The following is a 12630-nucleotide window of genomic DNA, read 5'->3' as shown; positions in this document are numbered from 1 at the left end:
CCACTGTATCTTTACTTGCTTAAAGGAAGCAAGTAAAGGATGTCGCTACCATCACTAACGCAAAATTCCGTAAACCAGAATATTTTTATAACAAAATACTATCTTTGTATTAGTATTTACAACAAATCACAATCTTAAATTCAACATAAAATGCGCTACGCAGAAAATATATTAGGCACAATAGGGAACACACCTTTAGTAAAACTGAATAAAGTAACTGCAGAAGTAGATGTTTTGGTACTTGCTAAGGTAGAAACTTTCAATCCGGGAAATTCTGTAAAGGACAGAATGGCAGTAAAAATGATTGAAGATGCAGAGGCTGATGGACGATTAAAACCGGGCGGAACCATTATTGAAGGAACTTCTGGGAATACAGGAATGGGATTAGCATTAGTAGCCATCATAAAAGGATACAAACTGATTTGTGTGATTTCTGATAAACAGTCTAAAGAGAAAATGGATATACTTCGTGCTGTTGGTGCTAAAGTAGTGGTTTGTCCTACTGATGTCGAGCCTACTGATCCACGTTCCTATTATTCAGTTTCCAAAAGATTAGCCAAAGAAACACCTAATTCTTGGTATGTGAATCAATACGATAATCCTTCAAATGCTATCGCACATTACGAGCAAACGGGTCCGGAAATTTGGGAGCAAACAGGAGGTAAAATTACTCATTTTGTTGTTGGTGTAGGAACTGGCGGAACAATTTCCGGAGTGGCTAAATATTTGAAAGAGAAAAATCCAAACATTAAAATTTGGGGAATTGATACGTATGGTTCAGTATTTAAAAAATACCATGAAACAGGAATTTTTGATGAAAATGAAATCTATTCGTATATCACAGAAGGAATTGGAGAAGATATTCTTCCCAAAAATGTTGATTTTTCTTTGATTGATGGATTTACAAAAGTAACTGATAAAGATGCAGCGGTTTATACCCGTAAAATTGCACTTGAAGAAGGAATATTTGTAGGTAATTCAGCAGGAGCAGCAATAAAAGGATTGTTGCAGCTTAAAGAACATTTTAAGCCTGAAGATGTTGTTGTGGTTCTTTTTCATGATTCAGGAAGTCGTTACGTAGGTAAAATGTTCAACGATGATTGGATGCGTGAACGTGGTTTTCTGGACGAAGAAATTACAAAAGCCGAAGATGTAATCAAAGATCATATCGATAAACCATTGATTGTTGTGCGTACCGAGGAATTAGTTTCGCACGCTATTGAAAGAATGCGTAAATACAAAATTTCTCAAATTCCGGTGATTGATGTTACAGGTTTTGTTGGTTCTGTTGATGAAAGTGATTTGTTTCAAAGTTATGTTGCCGATAAAAATGTTGCTGATAAACCTATAAAAGAAGTTATGGGAAAACCATTTCCAATAGTGAAATTTGGAACTTCAATAGAAGAAGTTTCTCGATTATTTACTAAAGAGAATGAAGCAGTTTTGATTGAATTAGAAAATGGAAGTCACCATATTATTACTAAATATGATATTATTGGATCTATAAAGTAAAAATTTTAGAATCAAAATATTAAAATTTTTAAAGCCATAAATTTGACGAGTTTATTTCGTTAAATTTGTGGCTTTTCAGATTTATAACAAACATATAATATGACTTTCACTGCCATAGATTTTGAAACCGCAACCGCATACCATCCGTGTTCGGTAGGAATTGTTACCGTTGAAAACGGAATAATTGTAGATGAGTTTGTTAGTTTAATTAAGCCTCCAAATAATCTGTATTCTCCTTTTACGATTCAAGTTCACGGGATATATCCACGAGATACGGTGCATGCAAAATCATTTGCACAAGTGTATCCTGAAATTCAAAAACGTTTGCAAAATAGAGTGGTTGTGGCTCATAATGAAAGTTTTGACAGAAATGTTCTTGCTAAATCGATGGCACTTTATGGTTTTGATTATGCCGATTTGAATATCGCTTCGCGTTGGGAATGCACTGTAAAAATTTACAAAGCCAAAGGATTGAAACCAACTAAATTAAGTGATTGTTGTCGAGAAATGAATATAGCTTTAAACCATCACGAAGCATTATCAGATGCTCGGGCTTGTGCCAAATTATATATGTTGAAATAAAATTCTTTCATTTTAGTTTTTTTTCCTTATTTTAGAAGTCTCCTGTCTCCAAGTATATACTCTATTATCTGAAAAAAAATGAAAGAAGATTTTCTACATTACCTCTGGAAGTTTAAGAAGTTTGATGTTCTGAATTTAAAGACTGTCAACAACGAGGAAATTACAATTGTCAATGTAGGTCAATATCTTGAATTGGCAGGTCCTGATTTTTTTAATGCTCAGATAGTTATTGGTACTCAAAAATGGGCTGGTAATGTTGAAATTCATATTAAGTCTTCGGATTGGTATGTGCATCATCACGAAAAAGATGTGGGTTATGAAAATGTAATTTTGCATGTGGTTTGGGAACATGATGTAGCAGTTTTTAGAAGCGATAATTCTGAAATTCCTGTTTTAGCATTAAAAGAATATGTCGAAAAAGCTATTCTGGAAAATTATCAGTCTTTAATGACTCCAAAATCATGGATTTTTTGCGAAAAGCAGCTAAAAGATGTTGACGAGTTTGCATTGAAAAACTGGCAAGAAAGGTTGTTTTTTGAACGGTTAGAAAGGAAATCCCAGCCTATATTTGATTTATTGGAACAAACCAATCAAGATTGGGAAGGAGTTTTGTTCTGTCTGTTGGCTAAGAATTTTGGTTTAAATACAAACGGTGAAATTTTTTATAGAATGGCACAATCTATTCCTTTTTCGATAATTAGAAAGGAAAGTTTTGAAGTGGAAAATATAGAAGCATTAATTTTTGGTACTGCCGGATTATTGGATTCCGAAAAAGAAGATAACTATTTTAAGGATTTAAAATTCAGGTATTTCTACTTGTTGCATAAGTATCAAATAGAGAAATTTTGTATAGAACCTGTACAGTTTTTCAAGCATCGTCCAGATAATTTTCCGACGATAAGACTCTCACAATTAGCTAATTTATACCATAGTCACCAGAATTTATTTTCGAAAATAAATAGTTTAAGTTCATTAAAAAGTACTTACGAATTATTTCAAATTGTGGCTTCGGAGTATTGGCAAAACCATTATCAGTTTGATAAAGAAAGTCCGATGAAACAGAGAAAACTATCTAAATCTTTCATTGATTTAATTGTTATAAATACTATAATTCCAATTCAATTTACTTTTGCTAAAAGTCAGGGAAAAGAAATTTCGGAGGATTTAATACAGCTTTTAAATGAAGTTGTTGCGGAGAAAAATGCCATTATTGAAAAATTTACTTCTTTTGGAATACAGTCAAAAACTGCTTTTGAAACGCAATCTTTGTTGCAACTCAAGAATGAGTATTGTAATAAAAGTAAGTGTTTAGAATGCGTTATAGGTTCGGAATTGATGAAAAAATGTTGATTTGTTGATTCGGTCATTAGTTTATTCGAAAAAATCGTAATTTTGCTCATAATTCATAACTCATAAAATGTCAGTAGTAATTAAACTAAAGTTCTTTTTTGAAAAACATGGTTTTCATGTTTCCTCTCGTTTAGCGGATACTTTGGGAATGCGTGCCAGTAGTGTGCGATTGTTTTTTATCTATTTGTCTTTTGTTACTGTAGGGTTGTGGTTTGCAGTCTACCTCACGTTGGCTTTTTGGATTCGTTTGAAGGATTTAATTCGCGCCAAGCGGACCTCGGTTTTTGATTTGTAAATAGCTATAAATAAAAAAAGGGATTATAAAGTAGTTGATACTTTATAATCCCTTTTTTATTTATGATGAAATTTTATTTGTCTGGATTGTTCAATTTACTGTTTTTCTTTCCGTAAACAAAGTAAATGGCAACACCTAATGCCATCCAAATAACAAGTCTCGCCCAGCTTTCATTTGGTAATGAATACATCAAGGCTAAACAGATTAGGATTCCTGCAATTGGTACAAATGGTACTAAAGGCGTGCGGAAAGATCTTGGCGCATCTGGCATTTTTTTACGCATTACTAAAACTCCGATACATACTAAAACGAAGGCTAATAATGTTCCAATACTTACCATATGACCTAAATCACTTACTGGTACAAAACCTGCAAAAAGGCTTACAAATACCATAAAGAAAAGATTTGTTTTCCACGGTGTTCTGAATTTTGCATGAATATCACTGAAGAAAGAAGGTAATAAACCATCTTTACTCATCGTATAAAAAACACGGCTTTGTCCCATTAACATCACAAGCATTACCGAAGTATAACCCGCTAAAATAGCTACGATTAAACCAGTTTGTAAAAAGGTATATCCAGTTCTTGCAAATGCAGTTGCTGCTGGTTTAGCATCTCCGGCAAATTCATTATAAGGAACAAGTCCAGTCATTACGTGAGCAAATAATACATATAGAATAGTACAAATAATAAGAGATCCTAAAATACCAATTGGCATCCCTTTTTGTGGATTTTTTGCCTCTTGAGCAGCTGTAGAAACAGCATCAAAACCAATGAAGGCAAAGAATACAGTTCCAGCTCCTGCAGCAATTCCTGACCATCCAAATTCTCCAAAAACTCCTGTGTTTTCAGGAATGTAAGGTGTGTAATTAGCAGTGTCAATAAAGCTCCAACCTAAAACAATAAACATGATAACCACTATTACTTTTACAACAACCAGAAAGTTGTTTATAGATGCAGATTCTTTAGTTCCTCTTATCAGTAATAAAGATAGCATCGAAACTATAAAAATAGCAGGAAGATTAATGATTCCGCCTTCTATTACAGTTCCGTCGCTTAATTTTAATGTTTCCCAGGGAGAACATATCAAATCATGAGGGAGATGTATTCCGTATTTGTTTAATAATTCCAGTAAATATCGCGACCAACTCACACCTACTGTAGCGGCTCCTAATGCGTATTCAAGGACTAAATCCCAACCGATAATCCAAGCCATAAATTCTCCCATAGTTGCGTATGAGTACGTGTAAGCACTACCTGCTACAGGTATCATTGATGCGAACTCAGCATAACAAAGTCCTGCAAAAGCACATCCTACGGCGGCTAAAATAAATGAAAGTGTAACTGCTGGACCAGCATGTTCTGCGGCAGCAATTCCTGTTAATGAGAATAATCCTGCTCCAATAATTGCTCCAACTCCAAGTGCTACTAATGAACGTGAAGACAAAGTCCTTTTTAATCCTTTTTCGGATTCTGATGCTTCATTTAGCAATACCGAGAGTGGTTTAGTTTTCCAAATTGACATGGGTTATATGGTTTTGTTTGTTATTAAGCTCCAAATGTATAGTTTTTTATAAAAAATAAAAACAATAATTTAATTTTAAGTTATAAAAAAGTAATTTAATTGTCTTTATTTGGGGTTTAGTATGAGAAAAAACTTTTTTTGAATGTAGCTGTACTGATTGTCACTCTGTTTTTGAAATAAGTTTGACTTCTTTTAAATATTTTTTCTTAGAAAGTGATAGGTCTTGATTTAATTTATAAATTTATGAATCTTAATTTACTCTATATAATCCTCATATTATAAATGAATTTTAAAACTGTGCGAATTTTCTTTAATTATACTCGAGAGCAACGCACGGGTATTTTCACATTGTTCGTAATCATAATTCTTTTACAAATGATTTACTTTTTTGTGGACTTTGGTTTTGAAACAAAAGAATATCCTGATAAGCAAAAATGGCTTTCTCTTCAGTCTAAAGTTGATTCTATGAAAGTAGATAATAACAGGAAGTTGCCTAAAATGTATCTTTTTAATCCTAATTTCATAACTGATTATAAAGGATACAAGTTAGGAATGTCAGTGAAAGAAATTGACCGCTTGTTGGCTTTTAGAAAACAAAATAAATATGTTAATTCGCCTAAGGAATTTCAAAACGTAACTAAAATTTCGGACTCATTGTTAAATGTGATGGCTCCTTATTTTAAATTTCCTGATTGGGTAAATAATAAGAAAGAATTTAAAGAATATCCAAATCAGGCTTTCGCCAAAAAAGAAAAAATCGTTTTAATCGATATCAATCAGGCATCCAAGGAGGATTTGATAAAAATTTACGGAATAGGTGAGGCGATTTCTTTACGTATTTTAAAACAAAAAGAAAGTTTAGGAGGATTTGTTTCCATGGAACAAATGAAAGATGTTTGGGGATTATCACCTGAAGTGATTGAGAATCTAAACACTCATTTTAAAGTTTCAGTACTTCCAAATTTTAAGAAAATAGATATTAATAACGCTTCTTTAAAAGAGCTTTCCCAGTTTTATTATTTCAGATACGCTTTAGCAAAAGAAATTGTTACTCATAGAAGTATGAGAGGAAATATTAGTAATATTGAGGATTTAACAAAAATTAAGGGATTTCCTGTTGATAAAGCAAAAGTAATTGGCTTATATTTGGACTTTAATTAGAAGAATCAAATTTTAAGCTCGTGAAAATTGTGTTTTAAGACATTTTAAAATTGATGTAGCACTTTTATTCACTAATTATTTTAACCGTTAAAAAAAAAGAAATCTGAGGCATTACTGCATCATTATGTTTCAATTAATACTATTTGTTAAAAAAAAATATATATAATATATGAATTCAATTTATTTCACTGAAGAACACCAAGCGTTTAGAGAAAGTTTAAAAGATTTTTTGCAAAAAGAAGTTGTTCCTCATATTGAGAAATGGGAAAAAACTGGTACAATAGAACGTTTTATTTGGGAAAAATTCGGAGAAATGGGATATTTTGGTATTGCCTATCCAGAAGCTTATGGCGGACTTGATTTAGATTTGTTTTACACGGTTATTTTTCTTGAGGAATTACAAAAAATAAAATCATCTGGTTTTGCCGCAGCCATGTGGGCTCATGCTTATTTGGCTATGACACACTTAAATGCCGAAGGTGACGAAAGAATGAAACAAGACTACTTAGTGTCAAGTATCGCTGGAAAGAAAATAGGTGCTTTATGTATCTCGGAGCCTTTTGGAGGTAGTGATGTTGCGGGAATGCGCACAAATGCTGTAAAAAAAGGAGATAAGTATATTATAAATGGTTCTAAAACGTTTATAACTAATGGTGTTTATGCTGATTATTACATTGTAGCTGCAAAAACAAACCCAGAACTGGGTAACAAGGGAATTAGTATTTTTTTGATGGATACGGGTTTGAAAGGGATATCAGCTTCAAAACTTGATAAACTAGGTTGGAGAGCATCGGATACAGCAGAGATTGCCTTTGATAATGTAGAAATCCCTGCTGAAAATTTAATGGGTGAAGAAGGAAAAGGATTTGCTTATATCATGCAGCATTTTGCTTTAGAGCGTTTAATTATGGCTATTAATGCACACGCTAGAGGTGAATATGCTATTGATTATACTATTGATTATATGTCACAACGTGAGGCTTTTGGAAAAAAAATAAGTAAGTTTCAGGCCTTGCGTCACACACTTGTGGAGCACGCAACTGAAGTAGAGCACTGTAAAATTTTCAATTATGCTGCGGTAGCCCGTCTTGATAAAGGGGAATATGTAGTTAAAGAAGCAACAATGGCAAAATTGAAATCTACAAAAGTAGCCGATGAGACCATTTACAGTTGTTTACAAATGCTAGGAGGCTACGGTTACATGGAAGAGTATCCGTTAGCACGCTTGTTTAGAGATAGTCGTTTAGGGCCTATCGGTGGAGGAACATCAGAAATCTTAAAAGAAATTTTAGGGAAAATGATTATTGACAATCAAAATTATGAGCCTGCTGTAAAATAGTTTGGTTTTCATGTGTTAAGGCACGAGTTGTAAATAATAGTAAGAGTCTTGTTTTTCAAGGCTCTTTTTTTGTGTGAAGGATAGAAGTGGAAATCCTTTATAGATGCGTAGCAGCAAATAAAGATTGTAGCGCATAGCCTGACGGCAAGCAGTTACGTTCAAGGAACCAAAACACGTCATAGCCGGCACACCCAAAATAAATAACAATAAATAGCGATAAAGTAAAAATAATGTTTACTTTTGCACACTTAAAGAAAGGGGGTGTCTATATTATGTTAATTATACCAATTAAAGACGGAGAAAATATCGATAGAGCGTTAAAACGTTACAAAAGAAAATTTGATAAAACAGGAACTGTTCGTCAACTAAGAGCACGTACTGCTTTTATTAAGCCTTCAGTTACAAATAGAATCAAAATTCAAAAAGCGGCTTATATCCAAAATATGAGAGATAACTTAGAGAGTTAGTCAATATCTATTAAAATAAAATACCGTTAGTCATTAAAAGTTTTATAACTTTGATGCTAACGGTTTTTTTATGGCTACTAATAAAGACGCATTTCGGGATTATCTACAGTTGGAGAAAAAATATTCTTCACATACCGTTACAGGGTATTGTAATGACATTACTTCTTTCGAATCATTCAATACGATACATTTTGACCAAGAGAACGTAGAGCAAGTTAATTACAGTCAAATTAGAAGTTGGATTGTGTCTCTTGTTGATAATGATATATCAAATACTTCAGTTAATAGAAAAATTGCATCCTTAAAAGCATTTTATAAATTTCTATTAAAAACTAAGCAGATAGAAGTGAGTCCGTTGTTGAAGCACAAGGCATTAAAGGCTACGAAGTTGTTGCAGATTCCTTTTTCTGAAAAGGAGGTTGTTGATGCTTTGGGTGTGATGCAAAATACTGTTGGTTTTGAAGGGATTAGAAATAAACTTATTGTTGATTTGTTTTACACTACAGGAATGCGTAGAGCGGAGTTGATAGGTTTGAAAATTTCAAACATTGATTTGTCTGGTAGCACAATAAAAGTGTTGGGTAAGCGAAATAAGGAGCGAATTCTTCCTGTTTTGCCAATAATAAAAGATCAGTTTGCTTCGTACTTGGAAGAGCGAGGAGGTTTGTTATCTATTGTGGATTGTGATTATTTATTTCTCACAAAAAAAGGGTTAAAATTAAATGATTCCTTTGTGTATCGATTAATAAATTCTTACTTTAGTACTGTCTCTGAAAAAGTAAAAAAGAGCCCCCATATATTGAGACATACTTTTGCAACGCATTTGTTAAATAATGGAGCGGATTTAAATTCAGTCAAGGAATTATTAGGTCATTCTAGTCTGGCATCGACGCAGATATATACGCACAGTAGTTTATCGGAACTGAAAAGTGTATATAAAGAAGCGCATCCACGAGGACGGAAGTAATTTTGAGAAATGTTTAACTATTAAAAAAAATGATTATGAAGGTAAGTGTTCATGCAGTTAACTTTGCTGTTGACAAAAAGCTAGTAGATTTTGTTCAAGAAAGAATGGACAAGTTGGAAAAGTATTATGACAAAGTAGTATCAGCAGATGTTTTTTTAAAGGTTGAAAAAACAAGTGATAAAGAAAATAAAATTGCCGAGGTAAAAATCAATGTTCCTGGAGATGATTTTTTGGTAAAAAAGCAATGTAAAACTTTTGAAGAGGCAGTTGAGCTTTCGGCGGAATCCTTAGAGAGAATGTTGGTAAAAAGGAAAGAAAGAATAAGTTCGCACATTTAATATGAATTTTTTTTAAAAAATGTTTTGATTGAGAGATAAAATCTCTACATTTGCAGTCCGTTAGAAATAGCGGACTTTTTTTATTGATTCGCCAGCGTAGCTCAGTTGGCTAGAGCAGCTGATTTGTAATCAGCAGGTCGTGGGTTCGAGTCCCTCCGCCGGCTCAAGACTGTAAAGGTTTGACGATAAAAAAAGTAGGGGAGATACTCAAGCGGCCAACGAGGGCAGACTGTAAATCTGCTGTGTGAACTTCGCAGGTTCGAATCCTGCTCTCCCCACAAGAATTAATTGTTGGATTGCAAATTTTTAGATTGAAAGTCTAAAGTTAGGAGTCTAAGCTCTTTAATCAAGGGTTCTGCCGACTTAGCTCAGAGGTAGAGTGCTTCCTTGGTAAGGAAGAGGTCACGGGTTCAATTCCCGTAGTTGGCTCAAGTAAGAAGGAAATTGAAATAAATATATAAACTAGATTAAAAATTAAGTAAAATGGCAAAAGAAACCTTTAACCGTTCGAAACCACACTTAAATATTGGTACGATCGGACACGTAGATCACGGTAAAACTACTTTAACAGCAGCAATCACAAAAGTGTTATCTGATGCTGGTTACTGTCAAGCAAAATCATTTGATCAAATTGATAATGCTCCTGAAGAAAAAGAAAGAGGTATTACAATTAACACATCACACGTTGAGTACGAAACTGCTAACCGTCACTACGCACACGTTGACTGTCCTGGTCACGCGGATTACGTAAAAAACATGGTTACTGGTGCTGCTCAAATGGACGGTGCTATCCTTGTTGTAGCTGCAACTGATGGACCAATGCCACAAACACGTGAGCACATCCTTTTAGGTCGCCAGGTTGGTATTCCTAGAATGGTAGTATTCATGAACAAAGTGGATATGGTTGATGATGCTGAGTTGTTGGAACTTGTTGAAATGGAAATTAGAGACTTATTGTCTTTCTACGAATATGATGGAGATAATTGTCCAGTTGTTCAAGGGTCTGCTCTTGGAGGATTGAATAATGATCCAGCTTGGGTACCAAAAATTATTGAATTGATGGAAGCTGTTGATAGCTGGATTGAAGAGCCAGTTCGTGATACAGAAAAACCATTCTTGATGCCAGTTGAGGATGTATTTACAATTACTGGTCGTGGAACTGTTGCTACAGGTCGTATCGAAACTGGTATTGCTAATACAGGAGATGCTGTTGAAATCATTGGTATGGGAGCTGAAAAATTAACTTCTACTATTACAGGAGTTGAGATGTTCCGTAAAATCCTTGATAGAGGTGAAGCAGGAGATAACGTAGGTTTATTGTTGCGTGGTGTTGATAAAGAATCTATCAAAAGAGGAATGGTTATCATTAAGCCAGGATCAGTTAAACCACACGCTACTTTTAAAGCAGAGGTATATATCTTGAAAAAAGAAGAAGGTGGTCGTCATACTCCATTTCATAATAACTACCGTCCACAGTTCTACGTACGTACAACTGATGTAACTGGAGTTATTACTTTGCCAGAAGGTGTAGAGATGGTAATGCCAGGAGATAACTTAACTATTAATGTTGCTTTGTTAAGCCCAATCGCAATGAGCGTTGGTTTACGTTTTGCTATCCGTGAAGGTGGTAGAACAGTAGGTGCTGGTCAAGTAACTGAAATTGTAGGATAATCTACTAAAGATAAATTCAAAAAGTAGTGTCGTTTAACGATGACACTACTTTTTATTCTACGGGCGTAGTTCAAGGGTAGAATAGCGGTCTCCAAAACCGTTGATGGGGGTTCGAATCCCTCCGCCCGTGCAAAAAAAATAAATCATAATGACAAAAGTTGTTAATTACATATCAGAAGCATTTGAGGAATTAAAGTCAAATGTTACTTGGCCAGCCTGGGCTGAGGTGCAACGTCTAACGATTGTTGTTGCTGTTTTTTCAGTATTATTCGCTTTGGCAACTTGGGGAGTAGATGAAATTTTCGCAAAAGCTTTGGCTGGATTTTTTAACTGGATAAAAGCATAATTTTTTTTGTTATGGCAGATAATAATATTAAGAAGTGGTATGTTGTTAGAGCGGTAAGCGGGCAAGAAAATAAAGTGAAAGCTTATATTGAAACCGAAATCGCGCGACTAGGAATGGGAGATTATGTTTCGCAAGTTTTAGTGCCTACTGAAAAAGTAGTTACAGTAAAAGAGGGGAAAAAAATAATCAAAGACAAAGTTTATTTTCCTGGTTATGTTATGATTGAAGCTAATCTTATTGGAGAGATACCTCATATTATTAAGTCTATAACAAGTGTTATTGGTTTTCTAGGTGAAATCAAAGGTGGAGAGCCTGTGCCATTGAGAATTTCTGAAGTAAACAGAATGTTAGGTAAAGTAGATGAGCTGGCTGTGAATACAGATACTCGTTCTATTCCTTTTAACATAGGAGAGACTATTAAGGTTGTTGATGGACCTTTTAATGGTTTTAACGGTACTGTTGAAAAAATCAATGAAGAAAAGCGTAAACTGGAAGTAATGGTTAAGATTTTCGGAAGAAAAACTCCATTAGAGTTAAGTTTTATGCAAGTTGAAAAAGTATAATTTTTTGTTACATCTATAATATCCATTACAATCGCTTCCAATGATTGTAGTGTTAAATTTTTTAAAAAATGGCTAAAGAAATTAGTAAGGTAGTTAAACTACAAGTTAAGGGAGGTGCTGCGAACCCGTCGCCACCGGTTGGACCTGCTTTAGGAGCTGCTGGGGTAAACATCATGGAATTCTGTAAGCAATTTAATGCTAGAACTCAAGATAAACCCGGCAAAATATGCCCAGTACAAATTACTGTGTATAAAGACAAATCATTTGATTTTGTTGTAAAAACTCCTCCAGCGGCAGTCCAGTTATTGGAAGCTGCAAAGCTAAAGTCAGGATCTGGTGAACCAAATCGTAAAAAAGTAGCTAGCGTTACTTGGGATGTTATCAAAGCAATTGCTGAAGATAAAATGGTAGATTTAAATGCATTCACAATCGAATCTGCTATGAGCATGATTGCTGGAACAGCTAGATCTATGGGTATAACTGTATCAGGAGATTCTCCTTTTTAATTAAGAGA

The 12630-nt window shown here is 34.1% G+C and carries 14 protein-coding genes and 4 tRNA genes; 17 read left to right on the top strand and 1 reads right to left on the bottom strand.

Annotated features, from left to right (window positions below; genetic code table 11):
- Positions 1–150: 150 nt before the first annotated feature.
- From QLS31_RS12950 to QLS31_RS12935, 4 genes are all read left to right on the top strand, one after another.
- Complete coding sequence (locus QLS31_RS12950) at positions 151–1512, top strand: pyridoxal-phosphate dependent enzyme (protein ID WP_282744198.1); 1362 nt, start codon at positions 151–153, stop codon at positions 1510–1512.
- Between the two features lie 99 nt (positions 1513–1611).
- The gene (locus tag QLS31_RS12945; RefSeq protein ID WP_282744197.1) at positions 1612–2094 is read left to right on the top strand and encodes a 3'-5' exonuclease; all 483 of its coding nucleotides are present in this window, start codon (positions 1612–1614) and stop codon (positions 2092–2094) included.
- 78 nt (positions 2095–2172) lie between these two features.
- Positions 2173–3444 carry a DUF2851 family protein gene (locus QLS31_RS12940; RefSeq protein ID WP_282744196.1) on the top strand — a complete coding sequence of 424 codons (1272 nt, stop codon included), beginning with the start codon at positions 2173–2175 and terminating at the stop codon, positions 3442–3444.
- A 67-nt stretch (positions 3445–3511) separates the two neighbouring features.
- Positions 3512–3739, top strand: coding sequence for a PspC family transcriptional regulator (locus tag QLS31_RS12935; RefSeq protein ID WP_099714538.1), 228 nt, complete (start codon positions 3512–3514; stop codon positions 3737–3739).
- A gap of 73 nt (positions 3740–3812) precedes the next feature.
- Here QLS31_RS12935 and QLS31_RS12930 read toward each other — a convergent pair whose 3' ends face one another.
- Positions 3813–5264, bottom strand: coding sequence for an amino acid permease (locus tag QLS31_RS12930; protein WP_282744195.1), 1452 nt, complete (start codon positions 5262–5264; stop codon positions 3813–3815).
- Positions 5265–5546: 282 nt separating this feature from the next.
- Here QLS31_RS12930 and QLS31_RS12925 point away from each other — a divergent pair, with 282 nt between their 5' ends.
- From QLS31_RS12925 to rplK, 13 genes are all read left to right on the top strand, one after another.
- Positions 5547–6425, top strand: a complete 879-nt coding sequence (locus QLS31_RS12925; protein WP_282744194.1) for a helix-hairpin-helix domain-containing protein — start codon at positions 5547–5549, stop codon at positions 6423–6425.
- Positions 6426–6594: 169 nt separating this feature from the next.
- Positions 6595–7764: an acyl-CoA dehydrogenase family protein gene (locus tag QLS31_RS12920; RefSeq protein WP_282744193.1), complete on the top strand. Its 1170-nt coding sequence runs from the start codon at positions 6595–6597 to the stop codon at positions 7762–7764.
- A gap of 272 nt (positions 7765–8036) precedes the next feature.
- A complete protein-coding gene (gene rpsU, locus QLS31_RS12915) occupies positions 8037–8231 on the top strand; it encodes a 30S ribosomal protein S21 (protein ID WP_035670421.1) in 195 nt (64 codons plus the stop codon).
- Positions 8232–8301: 70 nt separating this feature from the next.
- On the top strand, positions 8302–9198 hold the full coding sequence (locus tag QLS31_RS12910) for a tyrosine-type recombinase/integrase (RefSeq protein ID WP_282744192.1): 897 nt from the start codon (positions 8302–8304) through the stop codon (positions 9196–9198).
- 35 nt (positions 9199–9233) lie between these two features.
- A complete protein-coding gene (gene raiA, locus QLS31_RS12905; protein WP_282710507.1) occupies positions 9234–9536 on the top strand; it encodes a ribosome-associated translation inhibitor RaiA in 303 nt (100 codons plus the stop codon).
- A gap of 90 nt (positions 9537–9626) precedes the next feature.
- A tRNA-Thr gene (locus QLS31_RS12900) sits at positions 9627–9700 on the top strand.
- A 33-nt stretch (positions 9701–9733) separates the two neighbouring features.
- Positions 9734–9814, top strand: a tRNA-Tyr gene (locus QLS31_RS12895).
- A gap of 79 nt (positions 9815–9893) precedes the next feature.
- Positions 9894–9965: transfer RNA gene (locus tag QLS31_RS12890), tRNA-Thr, on the top strand.
- 54 nt (positions 9966–10019) lie between these two features.
- Entirely contained in the window at positions 10020–11207 is a 1188-nt protein-coding gene (tuf, locus tag QLS31_RS12885) for an elongation factor Tu (protein WP_099714543.1), read from the top strand.
- 59 nt (positions 11208–11266) lie between these two features.
- Positions 11267–11337, top strand: a tRNA-Trp gene (locus QLS31_RS12880).
- A gap of 18 nt (positions 11338–11355) precedes the next feature.
- Positions 11356–11553 (top strand): preprotein translocase subunit SecE, encoded by a 198-nt coding sequence (gene secE / locus QLS31_RS12875; RefSeq protein ID WP_039109059.1) that lies wholly within the window; start codon positions 11356–11358, stop codon positions 11551–11553.
- Between the two features lie 11 nt (positions 11554–11564).
- Entirely contained in the window at positions 11565–12116 is a 552-nt protein-coding gene (nusG, locus tag QLS31_RS12870; RefSeq protein WP_126455879.1) for a transcription termination/antitermination protein NusG, read from the top strand.
- Between the two features lie 68 nt (positions 12117–12184).
- Positions 12185–12622, top strand: a complete 438-nt coding sequence (gene rplK / locus QLS31_RS12865; RefSeq protein ID WP_035639405.1) for a 50S ribosomal protein L11 — start codon at positions 12185–12187, stop codon at positions 12620–12622.
- The last annotated feature ends 8 nt before the right edge of the window (positions 12623–12630 follow it).

The organism is Flavobacterium sp. XS2P24 (assembly GCF_030010285.1).
GTDB lineage: Bacteria > Bacteroidota > Bacteroidia > Flavobacteriales > Flavobacteriaceae > Flavobacterium > Flavobacterium algoritolerans.
Note: the sequence above shows the minus strand (reverse complement) of the source record. Positions and strands in the feature narration are given on the sequence as shown.

Excerpts from the sequence above, each read along its gene's own strand:
- QLS31_RS12910 (WP_282744192.1), top strand. The coding sequence starts at position 8,302 with ATGGCTACTAATAAAGACGCATTTCGGGATTATCTACAGTTGGAGAAA.
- QLS31_RS12920 (WP_282744193.1), top strand. The coding sequence starts at position 6,595 with ATGAATTCAATTTATTTCACTGAAGAACACCAAGCGTTTAGAGAAAGT.
- raiA (WP_282710507.1), top strand. The coding sequence starts at position 9,234 with ATGAAGGTAAGTGTTCATGCAGTTAACTTTGCTGTTGACAAAAAGCTA.
- rplK (WP_035639405.1), top strand. The coding sequence starts at position 12,185 with ATGGCTAAAGAAATTAGTAAGGTAGTTAAACTACAAGTTAAGGGAGGT.
- QLS31_RS12945 (WP_282744197.1), top strand. The coding sequence starts at position 1,612 with ATGACTTTCACTGCCATAGATTTTGAAACCGCAACCGCATACCATCCG.
- QLS31_RS12930 (WP_282744195.1), bottom strand. The coding sequence starts at position 5,264 with ATGTCAATTTGGAAAACTAAACCACTCTCGGTATTGCTAAATGAAGCA.
- nusG (WP_126455879.1), top strand. The coding sequence starts at position 11,565 with ATGGCAGATAATAATATTAAGAAGTGGTATGTTGTTAGAGCGGTAAGC.
- tuf (WP_099714543.1), top strand. The coding sequence starts at position 10,020 with ATGGCAAAAGAAACCTTTAACCGTTCGAAACCACACTTAAATATTGGT.
- QLS31_RS12935 (WP_099714538.1), top strand. The coding sequence starts at position 3,512 with ATGTCAGTAGTAATTAAACTAAAGTTCTTTTTTGAAAAACATGGTTTT.
- rpsU (WP_035670421.1), top strand. The coding sequence starts at position 8,037 with ATGTTAATTATACCAATTAAAGACGGAGAAAATATCGATAGAGCGTTA.
- QLS31_RS12925 (WP_282744194.1), top strand. The coding sequence starts at position 5,547 with ATGAATTTTAAAACTGTGCGAATTTTCTTTAATTATACTCGAGAGCAA.
- QLS31_RS12940 (WP_282744196.1), top strand. The coding sequence starts at position 2,173 with ATGAAAGAAGATTTTCTACATTACCTCTGGAAGTTTAAGAAGTTTGAT.
- secE (WP_039109059.1), top strand. The coding sequence starts at position 11,356 with ATGACAAAAGTTGTTAATTACATATCAGAAGCATTTGAGGAATTAAAG.
- QLS31_RS12950 (WP_282744198.1), top strand. The coding sequence starts at position 151 with ATGCGCTACGCAGAAAATATATTAGGCACAATAGGGAACACACCTTTA.